General features: G+C 46.8%; 20 protein-coding genes. 13 read left to right on the top strand and 7 right to left on the bottom strand.

Annotated features, from left to right (window positions below; translation table 11 throughout):
* Nucleotides 1-8: 8 nt before the first annotated feature.
* The 4 genes from ZMTM_RS11205 (at nucleotide 9) to ZMTM_RS11190 (ending at nucleotide 4865) form a co-directional block, all read left to right on the top strand.
* Entirely contained in the window at nucleotides 9-1946 is a 1938-nt protein-coding gene (locus tag ZMTM_RS11205) for a lytic transglycosylase domain-containing protein (RefSeq protein ID WP_221763928.1), read from the top strand.
* 102 nt (nucleotides 1947-2048) lie between these two features.
* Nucleotides 2049-2996, top strand: a complete 948-nt coding sequence (locus ZMTM_RS11200; protein ID WP_221763927.1) for a complex I NDUFA9 subunit family protein — start codon at nucleotides 2049-2051, stop codon at nucleotides 2994-2996.
* A gap of 6 nt (nucleotides 2997-3002) precedes the next feature.
* On the top strand, nucleotides 3003-4217 hold the full coding sequence (locus ZMTM_RS11195) for a multifunctional CCA addition/repair protein (protein WP_221763926.1): 1215 nt from the start codon (nucleotides 3003-3005) through the stop codon (nucleotides 4215-4217).
* Between the two features lie 198 nt (nucleotides 4218-4415).
* On the top strand, nucleotides 4416-4865 hold the full coding sequence (locus ZMTM_RS11190; protein ID WP_221763925.1) for a hypothetical protein: 450 nt from the start codon (nucleotides 4416-4418) through the stop codon (nucleotides 4863-4865).
* Between the two features lie 86 nt (nucleotides 4866-4951).
* On the opposite strand, the gene ZMTM_RS11185 is transcribed toward ZMTM_RS11190, so the two are convergent.
* The 4 genes from ZMTM_RS11185 to argB are packed head-to-tail and all read right to left on the bottom strand — an operon-like array spanning nucleotide 4952 to nucleotide 7332.
* A complete protein-coding gene (locus tag ZMTM_RS11185; protein WP_221763924.1) occupies nucleotides 4952-5149 on the bottom strand; it encodes a DUF2283 domain-containing protein in 198 nt (65 codons plus the stop codon).
* Between the two features lie 44 nt (nucleotides 5150-5193).
* Nucleotides 5194-5757: a nucleoid occlusion factor SlmA gene (slmA, locus tag ZMTM_RS11180; RefSeq protein ID WP_221763923.1), complete on the bottom strand. Its 564-nt coding sequence runs from the start codon at nucleotides 5755-5757 to the stop codon at nucleotides 5194-5196.
* Nucleotides 5758-5799: 42 nt separating this feature from the next.
* A complete protein-coding gene (locus tag ZMTM_RS11175) occupies nucleotides 5800-6447 on the bottom strand; it encodes a pyrimidine 5'-nucleotidase (RefSeq protein ID WP_221763922.1) in 648 nt (215 codons plus the stop codon).
* Nucleotides 6448-7332, bottom strand: coding sequence for an acetylglutamate kinase (argB, locus tag ZMTM_RS11170; RefSeq protein WP_221763921.1), 885 nt, complete (start codon nucleotides 7330-7332; stop codon nucleotides 6448-6450).
* A gap of 126 nt (nucleotides 7333-7458) precedes the next feature.
* Here argB and ZMTM_RS11165 point away from each other — a divergent pair, with 126 nt between their 5' ends.
* A complete protein-coding gene (locus ZMTM_RS11165; RefSeq protein WP_221763920.1) occupies nucleotides 7459-9147 on the top strand; it encodes a formate--tetrahydrofolate ligase in 1689 nt (562 codons plus the stop codon).
* 3 nt (nucleotides 9148-9150) lie between these two features.
* Here ZMTM_RS11165 and ZMTM_RS11160 read toward each other — a convergent pair whose 3' ends face one another.
* On the bottom strand, nucleotides 9151-9309 hold the full coding sequence (locus ZMTM_RS11160) for a DUF3309 family protein (RefSeq protein WP_221763919.1): 159 nt from the start codon (nucleotides 9307-9309) through the stop codon (nucleotides 9151-9153).
* Between the two features lie 467 nt (nucleotides 9310-9776).
* On the opposite strand from ZMTM_RS11160, the gene ZMTM_RS11155 reads away from it, so the two are divergent.
* The 5 genes from ZMTM_RS11155 to ZMTM_RS11135 are packed head-to-tail and all read left to right on the top strand — an operon-like array spanning nucleotide 9777 to nucleotide 14277.
* Entirely contained in the window at nucleotides 9777-10277 is a 501-nt protein-coding gene (locus tag ZMTM_RS11155) for a Csu type fimbrial protein (protein ID WP_221763918.1), read from the top strand.
* A gap of 2 nt (nucleotides 10278-10279) precedes the next feature.
* Nucleotides 10280-11020, top strand: a complete 741-nt coding sequence (locus ZMTM_RS11150; RefSeq protein WP_221763917.1) for a fimbrial biogenesis chaperone — start codon at nucleotides 10280-10282, stop codon at nucleotides 11018-11020.
* Nucleotides 10992-13364 (top strand): fimbria/pilus outer membrane usher protein, encoded by a 2373-nt coding sequence (locus ZMTM_RS11145; protein WP_221763916.1) that lies wholly within the window; start codon nucleotides 10992-10994, stop codon nucleotides 13362-13364. The genes ZMTM_RS11150 and ZMTM_RS11145 overlap by 29 nt, the downstream gene beginning before the upstream one ends.
* Nucleotides 13364-13852: a Csu type fimbrial protein gene (locus ZMTM_RS11140; RefSeq protein ID WP_225907149.1), complete on the top strand. Its 489-nt coding sequence runs from the start codon at nucleotides 13364-13366 to the stop codon at nucleotides 13850-13852. Before ZMTM_RS11145 ends, ZMTM_RS11140 begins: the two co-directional genes overlap by 1 nt.
* A 35-nt stretch (nucleotides 13853-13887) precedes the next feature.
* Nucleotides 13888-14277: a hypothetical protein gene (locus ZMTM_RS11135; protein WP_221763914.1), complete on the top strand. Its 390-nt coding sequence runs from the start codon at nucleotides 13888-13890 to the stop codon at nucleotides 14275-14277.
* 57 nt (nucleotides 14278-14334) lie between these two features.
* Here ZMTM_RS11135 and argA read toward each other — a convergent pair whose 3' ends face one another.
* Nucleotides 14335-15918, bottom strand: a complete 1584-nt coding sequence (gene argA, locus ZMTM_RS11130; protein WP_221763913.1) for an amino-acid N-acetyltransferase — start codon at nucleotides 15916-15918, stop codon at nucleotides 14335-14337.
* Nucleotides 15919-16112: 194 nt separating this feature from the next.
* Between argA and ZMTM_RS11125 the strand changes: the two genes are divergently transcribed.
* Nucleotides 16113-17444 (top strand): Nramp family divalent metal transporter, encoded by a 1332-nt coding sequence (locus ZMTM_RS11125; protein ID WP_221763912.1) that lies wholly within the window; start codon nucleotides 16113-16115, stop codon nucleotides 17442-17444.
* A gap of 4 nt (nucleotides 17445-17448) precedes the next feature.
* On the opposite strand, the gene ZMTM_RS11120 is transcribed toward ZMTM_RS11125, so the two are convergent.
* Entirely contained in the window at nucleotides 17449-18180 is a 732-nt protein-coding gene (locus ZMTM_RS11120; RefSeq protein ID WP_221763911.1) for a 16S rRNA (uracil(1498)-N(3))-methyltransferase, read from the bottom strand.
* Between the two features lie 146 nt (nucleotides 18181-18326).
* Between ZMTM_RS11120 and ZMTM_RS11115 the strand changes: the two genes are divergently transcribed.
* Both ZMTM_RS11115 and ZMTM_RS11110 read left to right on the top strand, forming a co-directional pair.
* Nucleotides 18327-18890 (top strand): thioredoxin family protein, encoded by a 564-nt coding sequence (locus tag ZMTM_RS11115; protein ID WP_221763910.1) that lies wholly within the window; start codon nucleotides 18327-18329, stop codon nucleotides 18888-18890.
* A gap of 137 nt (nucleotides 18891-19027) precedes the next feature.
* Complete coding sequence (locus tag ZMTM_RS11110) at nucleotides 19028-20023, top strand: GGDEF domain-containing protein (RefSeq protein ID WP_221763909.1); 996 nt, start codon at nucleotides 19028-19030, stop codon at nucleotides 20021-20023.
* The last annotated feature ends 100 nt before the right edge of the window (nucleotides 20024-20123 follow it).

Raw genomic sequence — 20123 nt, 5'->3', positions numbered from 1 at the left:
GGTCATCAATGCAATTCTTGTCAGCGTTTTTCATATTGTTTCTTGTTAGCATTGCACCCGTTCGTGCAATGGATACTGACGACATGTTCAATGGTGCGCGTGATGCTTACAAGACCAGAAACGATTTTGCTTTATCTAACTACACTCAACAGATGCAGGCGCAAGGCTATATATTGGCGCCTTATGCGGACTACTGGTTGCTATTGTTACGCCTCAATACTGCTGATAACCAGACCGTACAAGCTTTTCTCACTAAATATGCCGACATGCCTTTTACTGACCGGCTACGTGGCGAGTGGTTAAAAATTCTCGCAAAACGTGGCGACTGGCAGGCTTTCTCGGCTGAATATCCTAATTTGCAACGCGAGGATATTGCTGTCACTTGCTATGCTCTGGATTATCAGGCGCAAAATGGAGATGCCTCTGCCTTAACCAAAGGGCTTACGATCTGGCGTAGCGCAACAGAACAACCAGCCAACTGTGCAAGTTTATTTGACCGCATGCAGGCAGCGAAGGTATTAACGGCAGAGGAGCTGTGGGCAAGGTTTAGGCTTGCCATGCAGGCAGATAAAATACCGCTGGCTAATGCCATAGCATTACGTGCGCCTGGAATTGATGCTGCAAATCTTAAATCGATAGATGGCGCGGTTAAAAATCCTCAGAAATTTCTTGATAAGAAATCGGGTAGTTACAAAACGCGTTACGGGCGTGAATTGAATCTGTATGCACTGGATAAACTGGCGCGTAGCCAGCCGACTATTGCGCTGGATATGTGGCAGAAGTTACAGCCAAACTTTGAATCAGAAGAACGCAGTTATTTTTGGGGCAGGTTTGGTTTGCATGCTGCCCGCAGGCATGACCCAGGTGCTTACGAGTGGCTGGCGCGTGCGCAAAAAGGTACCTTGGATAACGAACAAATGGCATGGAAGGCGCGTAGCGCTTTGCGTGTTAAAAACTGGAATGCGGTACTGGATACTGTCGCTGATATGTCTCAAAGCCAACAGGACGAGTCTGCCTGGCGTTACTGGAAAGCACGCGCACTTAAAGAGAAGAAAGAAATACCAGCCGCGAATATTATTCTGGTGCCACTCTCCAGAGAACTAAGCTATTACGGTGTTCTGGCAATGGAAGAGCTGGGTGATGTAGTGACGGGCCTGCCTATTAGTTACAAAGCCTCAGAAGATGAGGTGAAAACGGTCGCCAGCATGGCGGGTATTCAACGTGCAATGGAGCTGCAAAAATTCGATATGCGCTGGGAGGCTAAGATTGAGTGGCAACAAGCAACACGCGATTTTGACGATAGACAGAAAATCGCTGCGGCTGAATTGGCAATCCGCCAAGGCTGGTACGACCTAGGCATCAATACCGCCGATAAGACCACTTTTGTACATGATTATGCGTTGCGTTACCCTACGCCTTATCTGGACAAAGTGCGCAGCTCTGCTAAAGATCAGTCGCTGGATGAAGCCTGGATTTACGGGCTGACACGGCAAGAAAGTCGTTTCATGCATTATGCAAAATCTGGTGTCGGCGCCTCTGGCTTAATGCAGTTGATGCCTGCTACGGCTAATTGGATCGCCAAGCGCCTGGGTTGGGGCACCTATAACAACAGCATGATCCATGAGATGGATACCAATATTCAAATGGGTACTTATTACATGCGTTATGTGCTGGATTCGATGGGTGACCAAACCTTGATGGCAACCGCAGCCTACAACGCAGGCCCTAGCCGCGCGAAACGCTGGGCGGATGAGAAGCCGATGGAAGGCGCAATTTATGCCGAGACTATTCCATTCAGCGAGACGCGCAACTATGTGCAAAAAGTAATGGGCAACGCCTATTTTTATGCCCAACGTTTGGGTACCAAAGTGCAAACACTAAAACAAAGATTAGGTGTCATCGCTGGCACAGGCGGTACATTAACGGTGGACGAGGCTGAGCAATAAAACTGCTCTGATCGCTCAACTTCATCAAGCAGTGCAAAACTGCATATAATAGTAAAAAAAGTGTTATCAAAACCCAAATTAAGAAAACTGGCCAAGGTAAATATGCGTATTAAAGATATCTGTGTATTGGGTGGTTCAGGCTTTGTCGGCAGCGCGCTGGTGCACAGGCTGAGTGCCGCAGGTTATAACGTTAAAGTGCTCACGCGCCGTCGTGAAGCCAGCAAACACTTGATTCTGCTGCCTTACGTGCAAGTCATTGAATGTGATGTGATGAACGACGCTGCGCTTGCGCAACAGGTGGCAGGTAGCGATGCCGTAATTAACCTCATCGGCATTCTGCATGAAGACAAAAATCTCACTTTTAAGACTATTCACACTGATTTACCGATTCGTCTGCTTGGCATCTGTGAGCGTTTGGGCGTCTGTCGTTTCTTGCATATGAGTGCCCTGCAAGCCAGTGTGGATGCGCCTAGCGCTTATCTGCGCTCCAAAGGTGCAGCCGAAGTAGCACTGATGGCGCATCAAGGTAACACCCAGATTACGATATTCCGCCCTTCAGTGATTTTTGGGCGTGGCGATGGCTTTATCAATCTGTTCGCCAAGCTCGTGAAACTTATGCCAGTGATCGCTTTGGCCAAGCCAGATGCCAAGTTTCAGCCGATTTGGGTTGAAGATGTTGCGCAAGCATTTGTGAGCAGCCTTGAAAATATTGATACCTATGGCAAGCAATATGATTTAGGCGGCCCACGTATCTACAGCCTTAAAGGGATAGTGCAATTCGTCGTCTTTTTGCTGGGTAAAAAACGCAAGATCGTCGGCCTCAACGACAAGCTCTCTTACCTGCAAGCCTATGCTCTGGAGAAAATGCCAATCAAGCTGATGACGCGAGATAACATCTACTCGATGGAGGTTGATAGCGTGACGAATGGCGAGTTCCCAAAGGTTTTTGGTTTTCAGCCAACCGCACTTGAAGCTATCGTTCCTGACTATCTGGCTAACGATAATCCACGTAACGCTTACAACAAGTTTCGTGGACTTGCCGGACGGTAAAGGCACATGAAAGTCTTTGTCGTTGGCGGCGCAGTGCGTGATGAGTTGCTCGGCTTAGCAGTCAAAGACCATGATTATGTCGTTGTCGGTAGCACGCCAGCCGAGATGGAAGCCGCTGGTTTTAAGCCTGTAGGCAAAGATTTCCCTGTATTCCTCCACCCCAAAACGCACGAAGAATATGCGCTTGCGCGCACTGAGCGGAAGACCGCTAAAGGCTACAAGGGTTTTAAGGTGTATGCCTCGCCAGATGTGACGCTAGAAGAAGATTTAGCGCGGCGCGACCTCACGATTAACGCCATTGCCAAAGGTAGTGACGGCCAACTAATAGATACGTACAACGGTGTCGCTGATATTCAAGCCAAGGTATTGCGCCATGTCAGCGATGCATTTATTGAAGACCCCGTACGTATTCTGCGTATTGCCAGATTTGCTGCCAGGTTTACCGAGTTCATCGTAGCACCTGAAACCATGAAATTGATGCAGAAAATGGTGCAAGATGGCGAAGTAGATGCCTTGGTCGCAGAGCGCGTATGGCAAGAATTAGCAAAAGGCTTGATGGAAGCCAAACCCAGCCGCATGTTTGCGGTGTTACGTGAGTGTGGCGCGCTGAAAAAAATCATGCCCGAAGTGGATCGCCTGTGGGGAGTACCGCAACCCGCCTTGCATCATCCAGAGATTGATACTGGCGTGCATGTGATGATGGTGATTGATTATGCTGCTTCACAGAATTACTCACTACCTGTGCGTTTTGCTGGGCTTACGCATGATCTCGGTAAAGGCACTACGCCAGCCCATGTGTTGCCGCGCCACATGGGCCATGAAGAGCGCAGCGTCAAACTGCTCAAAGAATTAAGCCAGCGCTTGCGCGTACCAAACGATTGCAAAGAGCTCGCGCATATCGTCGCCAAGTTCCACGGAAAAATGCATCAGGTGCATGAAATGCGCGCTGCAACCTTGCTGACTTTTTTGATTGAGCTCGATGCAATCCGCCAGCCAGCAAGATTCAATGATTTTTTACGTGCCTGTGAATGTGATTCACGCGGTCGCACTGGGTTTGAGCAAGTGTTAATGCCCGAGGCAGATATGCTAAGTATGGCGCTGAAGGTAGTGATGCAAGTAGATGCTGGTGCCGTTGCCAAAACCCAAACTGAGCCTGAAAAAATCAAGCTGGCAGTGTACGAGGCGCGATTAGAAGCCCTTAAACACAGCATGCCTTCATAGCTGGAGCTGGAAATTCTGGGTACTCAGCATCTTCAGAGTGTTGGTCAAGTTAGCTTGTCAGACGATTCTGACAACTGATTCAGTACTACGCGGATGATTCCACATCTTGCCATCCACTAATATTTGCTCACAAATCCTGATTGTAAATATTTAGAGATGATCAGGTTTGAAACTAATATTTTGAGAAAGAAGCACATCATGAAACGTATCACGTTTTTACTAGCTGGTTTGTTGTTAGCCGCGAATGCCAATGCAGGCGTGTCAGTCAGCGTTGGTCAACCAGGTTTTTTTGGACAGATTGAAATAGGTGATAGCTATCCAGCACCTCGGGTTTTATATCCGCAGCCTGTAGTTATTCAACCAGGCCCAGCACAATACGAGCCACTTTACCTGCATGTGCCTCCAGGTCATGCCAAAAACTGGCGCAAATACTGCGGTCGCTATGAAGCTTGTGGTCGCCCAGTATATTTTGTAAGAGATGACTGGTACAACAACACCTATGCACCACGTTATCGCGAATACCATGAGCATGGTGATGACGGTAGACGTTATGATCGTGACGACCATGGAGATAGACGCGGTGGACCTGATCGCGGACACGATGATGGCCCAGGTCGAGGCCATGGCCCAGATCATGATCGGCATTAATTAACAAAATTTGTTATAAATAAAAAGGGCGCTACTGGCGCCCTTTTTATTTTGAAAATTTAATGTTTTAGAGATGCAAGGATTGATTAGTCAGCTATTTTCTCGAACGCAAACTCTGATATATCCGTTCTCTGGCTGGCATTCTCTAGCGTGATTTTGCAGACACTGCCCTCACCATCCAAGTCAATTTGCATGTTTTCATCTAGGTTGATGCTGACAGAAATTGCTTCATCGTTAAATTTGATATGCAGCGTGTCTGTATCCTCAAAATATTTGATTTTCATTGAAAACCTCCTGTGAGCACATTTAAGTTTATGTTCTGTGAAGCTTAAAAACTCAGTAGTAATGGTAGTTGCTGTTGTATGAGTTCCATGGGTTTACGTTTAAACCCACTCTTGGCGAATTGTTGCCAGCGACCGATGACAAAACAGATGAGCAAGTTTGCCTGTGCTTCTGGTACTAACTGTTTGCCCGTTTGAGTTTCAGCAATACGCAGGCTTTGTTTGAGTGTTGATTCCAGGCGGTCATAGAGTTGGTTGATGCGTACTTGTAGCCTGTCTTCTTCATTCACCAATGCATCGCCTATCAATACACGTGTCATGCCAGGGTTCTTTTCGGCAAACAAAAGCAGTACGGTGATGGTGCGCTGAATCTGCTTCATGCCATCTGTTTCTTCAGTGCTGATTTTATTGATGAGGCCGAAAATGGATTGTTCGATGAATTCAATCAGGCCTTCAAACATTTGCGCTTTGCTTGCAAAGTGGCGGTATAGCGCTGCTTCGCTTACATCGAGCTTTGCTGCGAGTGATGCGGTGGTGATTTTCTCGCGCTTGGGTGCTTCGAGCATCTTGGCGAGTGTTTCAAGTATTTGTTGTTTACGTTCCCCGGCCATGCTGGTTCCTTTGAATTAAGCTTTTTTAGAATGTTAAAGCGTTTATATTTTAAGCCTTGATAATGCCAGAACATTGCCAATTCTGGCATCCACATACACTGGTTTATGCAGTTTTTTTGTGATGTGTATGGTCTTCATGCCCATGCGTTTTGCAGTCATCAGCGCTGGCGCATTGTCTTCAAGCATCACGCAGTCAGCTGGGTTTGCCTTAATTTTTTTTAATAGCTGCCTGAATCCACGGATTGAAGGCTTGGGATGGTAGCGGCTCGATTCAACGCTGAACACGATTTCAAACAGATGAGCTATACCAAGCAACTCCAGAACAGCTAGCGCATATTTTCTGGGCGCATTGGTGAAGATCACTTTACGGCCAGGCAAACGCAAAATTGATTCCTGCAGGCCTTTGTTTTGTAACACCATGTTTGGCAAATCAAGCACATCGTGGGTTGTAAGCAGAAAATGCGCAGGGTCTACACCATGATGGCGCATCAGCCCTTTCATGGTGGCGCCATAAACCCGCCAATAGTGCTGCCTGAGTTTAAAGGCCGTAGGTTCATCCATTTCCAGCGTATCCATGATGTACTGCGTCATGGCACGATTCATCACGGGGAATATATGAGAGGACGCATCGTGCAAGGTGTCGTCCAGATCGAAAACCCAGACGCGTGATGCACTATCACGGTTGCTCAATTACTTTGCCTTGATCAGCGTGCCAACGCCCTCATCAGTTAGGACTTCTAGCAAGAGTGCATGCTCAACCCGACCATCAATAATATGGACTGATTTCACGCCACTGCGGGCAGCATCAAGTGCGGAGCTTATCTTAGGCAACATCCCGCCAGAGAGCGTGCCATCTTCAACCAACTCATCAATCTGCTTGGGCGTGAGGCCAGTCAGTAGAACGCCATTCTTATCAAGAACGCCAGGGGTGTTGGTGAGTAATATCAATTTCTCAGCGCCCAAGATTTCTGCCAGTTTGCCTGCGACTACATCGGCATTAATGTTGTAAGTTTCACCATCTGGACCTACGCCGATAGGGGCGATCACGGGGATGAAATCACCGCTATCAAGAAAGCTGATAATGCTTGGGTCTATACCGACAATATCACCCACCATGCCGATATCGATCATTTCTTCTGGCTTATCTTTATTAGCCATTAGCAGTTTTTCTGCATGAATCAAATTGCCATCTTGGCCTGTTAACCCTACGGCTTTACCGCCATGACGGTTAATCAGGTTGACGATTTCCTTGTTTACATGACCGCCAAGTACCATTTCTACAATGTCCATGGTTTCATCGTCAGTCACCCGCATGCCTTGGATAAACTCGCCTTTTTTGCCGAGCTTATCCAGCATTTCATTGATCTGCGGGCCACCACCGTGAACCACAACTGGGTTCATGCCGACGAGTTTAAGCAGCACCACGTCGCTGGCGAAACATTCTTTCAGGTAAGGGTCTGTCATCGCATTACCACCGTATTTGATGACGATGGTTTTATCAAAAAAACGCTTGATATACGGCAGTGCCTCGGCCAGCGTAAGCGCTTTTTGCGCGGGAGTTGTGTGGTTGGACATTAATGCTCTCAACGGGTGAATAGTAGATAAACATATTTTACATTGAAACGTGAATTAGTCGGCATAGAGTGCAGACAGTCTTTTATAATCAAACTGAAATTACTCTGCACGCCCTCAAGGAAGCTTATGCCCAGCGACATTGAAATTGCCCAGCAAGCCCAGATGAAGAAAATCACTGAGATTGCCGCATCACTTGGTTTGCCAGCGGATGTGGTTGAGCAATATGGGCATTACAAGGCCAAGCTTGATATGGCCAGTTTGAGTACAGCGCAGCAAAACGAGATTTTTAGCAGACCAGACGGCAAACTGATTCTGGTGACTGCCATCAGCCCGACGCCTGCTGGTGAAGGTAAAACCACGACGACAGTTGGTTTGGGCGATGCGTTGAATCGCATAGGCAAGCAAGCCATGATTTGTTTGCGCGAACCTTGTATGGGCCCTGTATTTGGCTCCAAAGGCGGCGCGGCAGGAGGGGGCTATGCTCAAGTGGTGCCGATGGAAGACATTAACCTGCACTTTACGGGGGATTTTTCTGCGATTGCTTTTGCGCACAACCTGCTTTCATCCATGATTGATAACCACATTCATCAAGGCAATGCGCTTGGTATAGATCCATCTCAAGTCAGCTGGAAACGGGTGATGGAGCTGAATGACCGCGCATTGCGGCAGGTGGTGATTGGGCTTGGTGGCAAGGCCAATGGGCAGACGAGGGAAGACGGTTTTGACATCGTTGTGGCCTCTGAAGTCATGGCGATTTTCTGTTTGGCCGAGAACCTGAATGACCTCAAACAGCGCTTGGGCAATATTGTTATAGGCTATAGTTTTGAAGGCCAACCTATCACTGCGCGTGACCTTAAAGCCGATGGCGCGATGACGGTGCTATTGAAAAATGCGCTCAAACCTAATCTGGTACAAACCCTGGAACACACGCCTGCATTCATCCATGGTGGTCCATTTGCCAATATTGCACACGGTTGCAACTCGGTGATTTCAACGCGCCTTGCGTTAAAGCTCGCGGAATATGTGGTCACCGAAGCAGGTTTTGGTGCTGACTTGGGTGCTGAGAAATTCATTGATATCAAATGTAGAAAAACTGGCCTGAGACCAGATGCCTGCGTGATTGTGGCGACGATACGTGCGCTCAAATATCACGGTGGCGTTGACGTGAAAGATTGCTCACAAGAGAACTTGGTTGCGCTAAAGGCTGGCTTGGTTAATCTGGAAAAACATGTAGAAAATATCACCCAGCATTATGGTTTGCACTGCATTGTTTCTATCAACCAGTTTACTACCGATACTGAGGCTGAGTTTGCGGTTGTCAGTGAGTGTATGGCGAGTTTGGGAGTGAAAGTCGTACTTGCTGAGCATTGGGCTTCAGGCGGTGCAGGTGCAGAGCGCCTGGCGAACGAAGTGGTTAAGCAGATCGAAGCGAATACCAGCAAGCTTAAATATGTATATGACGATACAGATACTTTGTGGGAAAAAATGCGTAAAGTCGCCACCAAGATTTATGGCGCGGCTGACATCGCTGCTTCACGCAAAATCAAAACCCAAATAGAAAAATTGCAAGCAGATGGCTATGGCCATTACCCGATTTGTATCGCTAAAACGCAATCATCATTTGCGTCTGACCCAACACTAAGTGGCGCGCCTACAGGCCATATTGTGACCATTCAACAGGTGCGCTTGTGCGCAGGTGCTGAATTCATCGTGATGATTTGTGACGACATGGTCACCATGCCAGGCTTGCCTAAAGATCCATGTGCCACCCGCATTGATATTGATGCAGATGGCAAGGTGGTCGGTATTTTCTAGCAGTTAGATATGCCCAGTTAGCAGCAAGATAAGCAAGATTAAAACAACTAGTCCAAGACCACCGCTTGGACCATAGCCCCAACCTCTGCTATGAGGCCATGCTGGAATAGCGCCGAATAGAGCCAGTACAAGTACTATCAGTAAAATTGTTGTTAATGACATAGTAATCCCTTTCACGAAAATTCATATTTTGATTAACCCCCTAGATTTTCTAGAGGACTGATTAAATTATGATTTGTTATGCAGGAATGAATATAGGTCTAGGCTGATATTGATGTAGGACATGGCGCAGAAGTTTTAGAACGTGGTGCAACCATATAGATCAGTTGCAATAGATAACTTTGAATAATGAATGGCTTTTTATTGGTTATTCAAAGATGCGCATTACACTGATTCGATTGTAAAAATTCACTTGAAATTTTTTTTTATCGGGTTCAATATCACCAAATATTGTTACATCTCGTAACAATTAAGGTTGCTGATATTGAAAATGTCAGCATTAAGGAAAATAAATCAATGAGATAAACATACATTCTAGCCGATGCCGTCGCGTTTTTTCAGTTCACAACTGATATGACACCGACCAGATTGCATGCCTTTAAATGTAATTTAATTTGAGGTGAAGCAAAATGGAAAAAAAACTAAAAATAATCGTTTTAAGTTTAAGTACTATCCTGTTCTTATCTTCTACGCAAGCTAGTGCCGCCACTGCGACAACTACTATGGCCGTTACGGCCACTGTTCTCACAAGTTGTCTGGTCACTGCTACTCCCCTAGTTTTTGGCAATTACGACCCCAACTCAGCAACCCCTCTTGCAGCCACTAGTACCACTACTACCGTTTGTACTGGTGCTTCCAGCTATACGCTATCGATGAATGCTGGCGCAGGCACTGGTGCTACTTTTGCATCACGCAAAATGACATTTGGGGCGTCGACGCTTAACTACTCCGTTTACACCACTGTTGCGCACACCACAGTATGGGGTGATGGCACTGCAGGCACGGGGCAGGTAACTGGCACGGGGCTGCTTGGAAGTGTTAACAACACTGTCTATGGATTAATCCCAGCTGGGCAAAGCCCGAATGCGGGTGCTTATACCGATAGTATTACCGTTACCCTGACATATTAAGTATGCAGCGCGCGTCAAAAATAGTGGCTATTGCCACTGTGTGGGGTGCTTTCGTCTTGCTTTCTGGCTCTGCACTTAGTGGTACGGCATTGCAGATATCGCCATTGCGGATTGAGTTCTCTACCAAACTGCCCTCCACAACGATTACGGTAAAAAATCGTGGAGATTCTCCTAGTCTGGTACAAGCGCAAATATTTCGCTGGGCCCAGCAAAACGGACAGGATGTTTTAGAGCCTTCTCGCGATGTGCTTGTCAGCCCCCCAGTCTTTACTGTAAAGGCTGGGGGTGAGCAAATATTGCGGGCATTGATTCGTATCCAACCTCAAGATAAAAAAGAAATCACTTATCGCCTAGTATTGCGGGAGGTGGCTGATCAGGTAAATCCAGATCCGACACAACAAGGCGTCAGGGTATTGCTTGGGTTTAGTTTGCCGGTATTTATTAACCCAGCCAATAAACCGGAGCAAAAGCTGATCTGGGAGGCAAAAAAACTGGATGAGAGGAAGCTGGCAGTTGCCCTGAAAAATGAAGGTGATAGCCATATTCAGGTGACATCTTTTCAGTTGGAAAATACGAGCGGTAATGTCATCAAGCAAACGCAAATGGCTTATGTGCTGTCGGAAAATGAGCGGCAATGGGTTTTTGATATCGATGCGATCGATAGTCTGGGGGCTAGTCTCACTGTTGTAGCCAAAACGGATAATGGGGAACTCCGTGAGAAAGTTGCACTGGAGCGCCCTTAGTTTTTTCTTATTAGTGATGCTTTCGATTGAGCTTGGAAGTGCCGAAGAGATTTTTATTATCGCTGTACCAGAGGTAGGCGATTCGGCAAATATTCTCCCAAGACCACATCTGCGCATGGCAAAAACCTTGTTCCAGGAGGTTGCCTATGAAGCCAATATCAATCACCAAGCCCAGCAGGAAACGGTCGTTTTCTTGCGGACGGAGAGTGGCTATCTGTTGGCTTCGCGCAATTTTTTGAAGCAATCACGTGTTGTAGTGCCACCGAATGTCCAGGCTATTGAATATGAGGGCGATTACTTCGTGCCTATTAATCAATTACAGCAAACCAACCTGGAAGTCGATGAACAACGAGGGGAAGTGAAAATGACGTTGCCCGCCGCTACTTTCAATGCGACCCAAATCGAGAGCAGAAAGCCAGTTAAGTTTCCACCACAACTGGAACAAGGCGCTTTTCTGAATTACGATTTATTTGCGCAAAAAGACAATATTGGCTCGCAGTTCGATGGCAGGTTCGAGCTAGGCGTTTTTAATCATTATGGCGTTGGTATTTCGAGCATGCTGGCAAATAGCTTCAATGGGCAAGAGAAGTTGATTCGCCTCGATTCGAACTGGACGGTAGATCAGCCAGAAAATCTTGCCAGCTGGCGCTATGGTGACTCTATCAACCGGGGCGGCAGTGTGGGCAGGCCTATCAGGTTTGGCGGCATTCAATTCAGTACCAATTTTGCCACACAACCCGATTTTATTAGCTTCCCGCAATTTGGGCTTAATGGCAGTGCGGCTTTACCTTCAACTGTTGATCTTTATATCAACAACATCAAGACATTTAGCCAGCAGGTTGCCCCTGGGCCATTCTCAATTAACAATCTGCCGCTTTTAACTGGTAGCGGCGAGGCCAGGCTTGTTGTACGGGATCTATTCGGGCGAGAGCAGTTGATTACGCAGCCTTATTACGCCAGCCGCAGCGTTTTAAGAAAAGGATTGAATGATTACTCCTATGAGGCTGGGTTTGAGCGTTTTAGCTACGGTTTAGTGAGCAATGATTACCGCGATTTTTTTGCCTCAGCCACGCAGAGATATGGCTGGAGCGATAACCTGACTATCGAAGCACACGGCGAGATAAAAGCTCAGCAACAAACAGCGAGTGCGGCTAGCGTGTGGCTTATACCTAGGATTGGTATCGTTGATAGTACTGTGGCGCTGAGTACGGATCAGAATCGTGGTGCTGGTCAGTCAGTCTCAGCTGGTTTTGAACGTCAGGCAGTAGGTTGGAGTTATGGGGTCCGTACGCAGCTTGCTAATAAAGGATTTAGCCAGCTTGGTTTGTCAGACTCTATTTCGGTGCCATCAAGGATGAATACCATGTTTGTTGCATGGAATCACCCCCGTTTTGGTTCGTTTGGGGTTAACTATATTGATCAGGAGAATCGAGAAGTGCCCTCAGCCAAGCTGTTGAACCTGAATTACAGTAAAACGGTTTTTGATAGCTGGTTTTTGAATGTGAATGCATTTAAAAACATAGAGGATAGTCAGGGCTATACGCTGAGTATTAACCTTATTAAGGCGATAGATGAAAGAACGAGTGCTACCGCTATGCTGAATCGTAGTCGTGGCTACTCAGAGAATACGGTGCAAGTGCAACGCAGCCTGCCAGTCGGTGAGGGCGTTGGATATCGTGTGCTGGCGGGGCAGGGTGATTTGAACCAAACCCAGGCTGGGCTTAGTGCGCAGAATGATGTAGGCACATATTCAGTTGAGGCCGCACAGACTCGTGGGGAAAATGCCTATCGTGCTACCGTGAGTGGTGGGGTGATTCTTTCAAGGGGTAATGTTCTGATGACTCGCCGCATTGGCGATGCCTTTGGTGTGGTTGATGTGAGCGGCTATCCTAATGTGAAAGTCTATGCCGAGAATCAACTGATAGGTAAGACTGATAGCAATGGTCTCAGGGCTATCCCTAACTTGCGTTCTTATCAGTCGAACATGATTACGATTGACCCTACGGATATCCCATTCGATTCGCAATTGGAATCTGCTGAAGTCAATGCCGTTCCCTACTATCGTAGCGGTGCCTATGTGAAATTCCCTATCGATAAAGAAAAAGCTGCGACATTACGTGTGCTGCAAAAAGACCAGACGCCGGTGCCTGCTGGTGCCTTGTTTGAAGTGAACGATAGTACTACTCCATTCATTGTTTCGGACGATGGCATGCTATTTCTCAAGCATCTCAAGGAAAATAACCATATCAAGGGTCACTGGCAGGATCAGCTTTGCGAGGTGGATATTGCTTACCCGCAAACGGATGATCCCCTGCCTGAGCTGGGGGAGTTTGTGTGCCAGTGATGATGCGAAATTCTGGTTGTTTGTTACGATGCCTACTGCTGTTGGCTGGGCTGGGTTTTCTCTCCGATGCCCAGGCAGATGCTACATGCCTGGCTACTTCTCTTGGCCCTATTATTATTTATGACCCTGCTGATTCTGCGCCAAGATCAGGTCTGGGTGGCATTAGCGTTACTTGCACCTATGTCGGTCTCGGCACCGTTGGAGTGGCTTACCAGATACAACTTAGTCAAGGCTTTAGCAATAATTATCTGGCGCGCAACATGCGGTTTCTAGTGACGAATTCTTTGGTCTATAACTTATATACAGATCCCGCATACAGCATTATCTGGGGTAATGGCGGCTCTGGTACTGCGATGGTGAGTGATAGTTATACGATGGGGGCTGGCGTTATTCTCAAATCCTATCCGGTATATGTACAGATTCCAGCACGGCAGGCCGTAGTTGCTGGTGTTTATCTAGATACCATCAACGCAACGATAACGTATTAGTAATAGGGATTAATTTTTAATATTTGGGAGTCATAATGAAGAAATTAATCATGCTAATGGCTATCTTTATTTCAGCTTGCACACTGAATATGAATAACAAGCTACCAGATTCCCAGACCTATAAAATCAAAGGTGCTTCACACGATATAAGCATTACGGGACGTGCTGAACTGGATGAAGATTTAATCCAGGACTTGAGTATTATCATCCTGTTTGATGGTGCGCAAATGATTAAAGGCGTGATGGAAAGTAATTACAAGGGTGCTGCGACAGAGCTGCCTGGTTCGCGCTATGAAGGTAAAGATACCATCGCGGTTTGCCATACCAATTTTAATGCTAGCGCCAAGATCAAAGTGGAATGCATCGTCTATATCGGCGATCAGAAAACGGTCACTTTGACCCTGATTCCAACGATGGTTAACTAATGTCTGACATACAGATAGTTACCAGTATTGATCTTGGTTCTGTGACTCTTATCTAAATTACAGAGCCCTAATAAAAATCTTGGATCTGCGCTGCAAGTTGTAAAGGGCTTTGCGGTTTTGCGGCAAGGCATCTACATCTTTTTCGATAAATCCACGTTCAATAAACCAGTGTTCAGTGCGGGTAGTGAGCACGAACACGGATTTCAGCTTTTGCTCTTTTGCTACTTCCAGGCAGTAGTTCAATAGCCTGTCACCACGCCCGCCGCGCCTGAATGACGGATGTATAGCCATGCAAGCGAGTTCTGCTGTTTTTTCTTCAAGATAAGGGTAAATCGCAGCGCAGCCGATGATGCGGCCATCATGTTCCATCACATGAAAGCAGTTGATTTCCATCTCTAGCCGCTCACGTCCACGGCGTACTAATACGCCTTCTGCTTCTAGCGGTTCTATGAGCTGCAATATCCCGCCCACATCGCCAATCTCAGCAGGGCGTATGGATTCGAGCGATGCTTCGGTAATCATGGTGCCGATACCGTCATAGGTGAATAGCTCTTGCAGTATCGCGCCGTCTACATGGCGGCTAATCAAGTGTGTACGCGCCACTCCGTTATCGCAGGCACGGATGGCGGCAGGCAGGTAGTAGCCTTCATCTTCGGTGAAGTTTTTCACATCGGTATTCTGGGCGACATTGTTCTCAATATTACGCAGCATGTTTTTGGCTTTATCTGCGGTCATTTCGCGCAATAGCTCACCACGGGCGTTGTGTACGCCTGTTGAATCCATCAAGAAGATCAGTTTATCTGCGTCCAGCGCAATTGCAGCGCTCACGGCTACATCTTCCAGCGTGAGGTTAAATACTTCGCCAATCGATGAATAACCGAGCGGGGATAGCAATACTACCTCGCCATCATCCAGACGTTTTTGTATGCCAACGGCATCGACCTTGCGTACTTCTCCCGTGTGTTGCAAATCCACACCTTCAAGCACGCCAACTGGTTTTGCGGTGACAAAATTGCCGCTGGCAACGCGTATGTCAGAGCCTGCCATAGGCGAGTTGATAATACCCATGGAGAGCAAGGCTTCGATTTCCACACGAATAGCGCCATTAGCTTCCTTTACAGCTTCCATGGCTTCATCATCGGTGACACGCAGGCCGCCGACTAGTCTAGTTTCTAGCTTGTTACGCTTGAGGCGAGATTCAATCTGTGGGCGTGCGCCATGTACCAACACCAGCCTTACTTCAAGGCTGGCAAGCAGGTTGAGGTCGTGCGAAAGCGCGACAAATTGTTTGTCATCGACCACTTCACCACCAAATGCGATAACAAAAGTGCGGCCACCAAAGGCGTGGATGTAAGGCGTAGCAGAACGAAACCAGCGAACGAAGTCTTGTGGTTTGGTCAGTTGCAGCGGCGATGCTGATTGTAATGATGCGCTGGTTGTTGGCTCGCTTTGGGCATAGAGGTGCGCTGGTGTGCAGTCAAGCGCAATACATAGCTTGCGTAACATGCTTTCAGAAACACCTTGGGTGCCACGCTCAATGCGCGAAAGATTGCCGCTATCGGCATCGACCAGTTGCGCCAGTGCCTGCAGGGTAAGGTTGAGCGATTTGCGACGTTTACGTATTGCTAATCCAACAGACATTATTCTTGCGCCAAATTATGTATTAAAAGCATATTTTAATTATATTATGCATATTTGGCAAAATATAATTCATGTTTTTAGCATATTAATTGTGGCGAGATTTTGTCTGGCTTAATTTTATTTGCCTTGAATAAATGCTATAAATCGCATATTCATTATCGCGTCTATATTTTAAACCTTCATGACAAATCTCTATGTTTCAAGCCATCCTCAATAGATTACCTCGCACCGCCACGGCACCATTTTGCCCGTCTGAAGTGCGTGGCACCATAAATATTCCAGCAGGCACGTCGTTCTGGAAAAAGCTGCTTAAATTTGCGGGCCCTGGTTTGCTGGTCTCCGTTGGCTATATGGACCCAGGCAACTGGGCAACCGATATTGAGGCTGGTTCTCGGTATGGCTATGGGCTTTTATTTGTCATTTTGCTTTCAAGCCTGATTGCTATATTTCTGCAAACCTTGTGTTTGAGGTTGGGGATTGCAAGCAGGAAAGATCTGGCAAGGCTTTGTCGTGAGCACTACAGCCCGCGCGTAGGAAAGGTACTGTGGTTAATGGCAGAGCTTGCCATTATTGCTTGTGATTTGGCCGAAGTGTTAGGTACCGCATTGGCATTTCATCTCTTATTTGGCTGCTCCATATTGGTCGGGGTTTTACTCACGGCATTTGATACTTTGATCGTGCTTGGGCTGAAGGGGCGTGGTTTTCGCCAGGTGGAGGCCATTGTGCTCGGGCTGATCTTGACTATTGCATTGTGTTTTTGTATTGAATTAATATTGATTCAACCAGATTATGCGATGGCTGCCAAAGGCTTGATTCCTTCACTGCATGCCCTTGCTGACACGCAGTCACTTTATCTGGCAGTGGCGATATTAGGCGCGACAGTCATGCCGCATAATTTATATCTGCATTCGTCAATTGTGCAAACGCGTGTGGTCAGTGACCGTATTGAAGATAAGCGCGAAGCGATTCAGCTTTCAACGATTGGTACCCTGGTATCGCTAAGCCTGGCATTCTTCGTCAACGCTGCCATCATGATCCTTGCAGCGTCTGCGTTTCACGCCAACGGCCATATTGGTGTGGCGGATATAGAATACGCCTACCATTTATTAGACCCCGTTGTCGGCTCGGCATTTGCGGGCATCATTTTCGGTTTGGCACTAATGGCGGCAGGGCAAAGCTCAACCTTCACTGGCACCATTGCAGGCCAAGTGATTATGGAAGGTTTCCTTGACCTGAAAATCCCATGCTGGCAGCGCCGCTTAATCACCCGTTTTTTGGCATTGATTCCAGCGCTTATTGGTGTGTTGGTCTGGGGCGAGGGCGCAGTTGGCAAGCTATTGGTGTTGAGCCAAGTGGTGCTGAGTATGCAACTACCATTTGCGATTTACCCGCTGCTTAAATTGACGGGGAATCGTGCCGTCATGGGCGAGTTTGCGACGGGCTGGTTGGCTAAAATGCTGGCTTGGAGTTTGTTTGTGTTGATCTCAGCACTAAATGTTTGGCTGATTTACCAATTCTTCGTATAGCAGTTTAAAAATCACCCCATAAAGTCTGCATGGCTGCTATCGCCGCCAAAGCTGCCGTCTCTGTGCGAAGTATGCGCTTACCTAACGTCACAGGTTTAAAGCCTTGTAAGCTGGCGAGATTAATCTCATCGTCAGTTAATCCGCCTTCTGCGCCTATCAATAAACAAATATTGCCTGTGGGTTTGGACAGCTCTTTCAAGCTTTGTGTAGCACTCGGTGCGAGGGTAATACCCAAGTCAAAAGAGGGTTTTTTACTGAACCACTGTGCCAATGAAACGGGTGCTGCAATCTCAGGAACAATGGCGCGACCAGATTGTTCGCAAGCTGAGATCATGACGTTTTGCCAATGCTCAATGCGTTTTTCTGCGCGCTCTGCAGATAGTTTGACCACGCTACGTTGGGTTGAGATTGGCTGGATGCTACTCACTCCCATCTCAACGGCTTTTTGTATGGTGAAATCCATACGGTCACCTGCTGAGATGCCTTGCAGCAAGGTAATCTTTAAAGGCGATTCATTGCTAATAAGTTGACTGGAAATGATTTTGACACCCACTTGGCTCTTGCTGACAGAAGTCAGTTCGGCTAGATAGTCAAAGCCGTCGCCGTTAAATAAGATGGCTTTGTCACCTGCCTGCATACGCAATACCCTAGCTGCATGCGTAGCTGCATTTTCGGGTAACTCAAGGTTGCTACCTGTCGAAAACTTTTTGGGACAATAAAATCTTGGGGTCGCCATTTAAATATCCAGTTGAATGCCAATAGTTAGTCAAAAATATCGAAAAACTGTCAGCCAATGTATTGGGAGTGTGTATTTTAGATTACTATTAAAAGCGTTGCATGTAATGTTCGGGTCATTGTATTGAATGGTAAGGAGTTAAACAGATGGCAAGTGTTCAACCACCTGTATGTGATTTTGGCTGGAAAGCGCCTGACTTCAATCTGCTTGGCACCGATGATCAGTATTGGCAGCTGGCCGACATACAGGGCGAAAAAGGCACATTGGTCATGTTTATCTGTAACCACTGCCCGTACGTAAAGTCTATCCGTCAGCGCTTGGTATCAGATGTGCGTGAGTTAAAGGCGCTGGGTATCAATACCATTGCGATTATGTCCAATGATGTGGCCGATTACCCAGAAGATTCGTTCGATAACATGAAGGCAATCGCTGCCGAATTTGATTTTTCTTTTCCTTATGTTTTAGATGAAACGCAGGCCGTTGCTAAAGCCTATGGTGCAATCTGTACGCCTGATTTTTTTGGGTTTAATGCCAAACTAGAGTTGCAGTACCGAGGTCGTTTTGATGAGTCTCGTAAAGAGCTTGCGCCTGAAAGTACGCGCGATTTGTTCAAGGCGATGCAGCAGGTTGCAGAAACTGGCCAAGGCCCGCGTGAGCAGATTGCAAGTATGGGATGCTCAATCAAATGGAGAAGTGAAAGTCAGGCATAGTGCTTGCTAGTTAGAAACTAGGCAGCGAAGATGGATTCAGGGAATGTAATATAAATAAGAATGTGGGTTTGCGTAAGCATCACCATCATTCATCACATATCCATTAATTTTAATTAAAAAAGCATAAAAAAACTATTTTGCAATCACCTAGTATTAAATCCGTATTATCCAAGTTGATCACACTCACTGGTGAAAGAGAGACACACTCTCTTGAAATCTCCTTGGCGCAGACTTTGTTTGATTTGGTGGCGCCAGGTGCGGTGGTGATCTATCGCGCATTGAATATTGAGCAACACATCTTTTCCGCCACCTTGATTGATGGCGCGCCTTTTCAGGAAATCATTCCACGGCCTTTGTTGCATGCGCTAGAGAAATGTATCAAGTCGGGTAATGCCTGCGAATACCAAGATGAAGGCCAAGCCTTGGTCATGCTTTACCCGCTTAAAAGTAGCAAAAATGAGCCAGTAGCCGTTGTAGCCATTCAGTCACCAGAGCATGAGTCACAATTCCGCGAAGTCACGGGCATGCTGCTGCAGATTTACCAGAACTTTATGGAGCTGATGAATGACAATGAGCGCGACACATTAACGGGCCTGCTTAACCGTAAAACCTTTGAGCGCAAAATTGGCAAGGTCATTACGCGTATCCAGCACCTGAGTAATCGTGAAGAAGATCATGGCGAGCATAAACAGTTTTTTGCCATTTTTGATATTGACCACTTCAAGAATGTGAATGACCAATACGGCCATTTGGTTGGGGATGAAGTCTTGCTGCGTTTTTCACAGTTGATGACGCTAAATTTGCGCGATAAAGACTTGTTGTTCCGTTTTGGTGGTGAAGAGTTTGTCGGCGTGTTTGAGTGCCGCAATATTGATGAGATGAAAATGGTGCTCGAGCGCTTCAGGGGCAAGATTGAAGTATTTCCTTTCCCGCAGGTTGGTCAGGTGACAATCAGTACAGGCTTTACTGAAATATCTGGCTATGATGTTTCATCACAAATTATTGACCGAGCTGATGTGTCACTTTATTACGCTAAGAATCATGGGCGTAATCAGGTCTCAAATTATGAAGAGCTTGTTGAGGCCGGCTTGTTGCAAGAAAATAAAATTGAAGGCGATATAGAGCTTTTTTAAGGTTAATTTGCTTTAGGGTTTGCTTGGTAGTCGACTCGAATCTTTCAGATTCTCGTATCAATGTCCCACATTCCAGCATCAATCTCACGCTAGCTATACC

Origin of the sequence: Methyloradius palustris (assembly GCF_019703875.1) — a bacterium.
Lineage (GTDB): Bacteria > Pseudomonadota > Gammaproteobacteria > Burkholderiales > Methylophilaceae > Methyloradius > Methyloradius palustris.
This window is presented reverse-complemented; position numbering and strand designations above follow the sequence as displayed.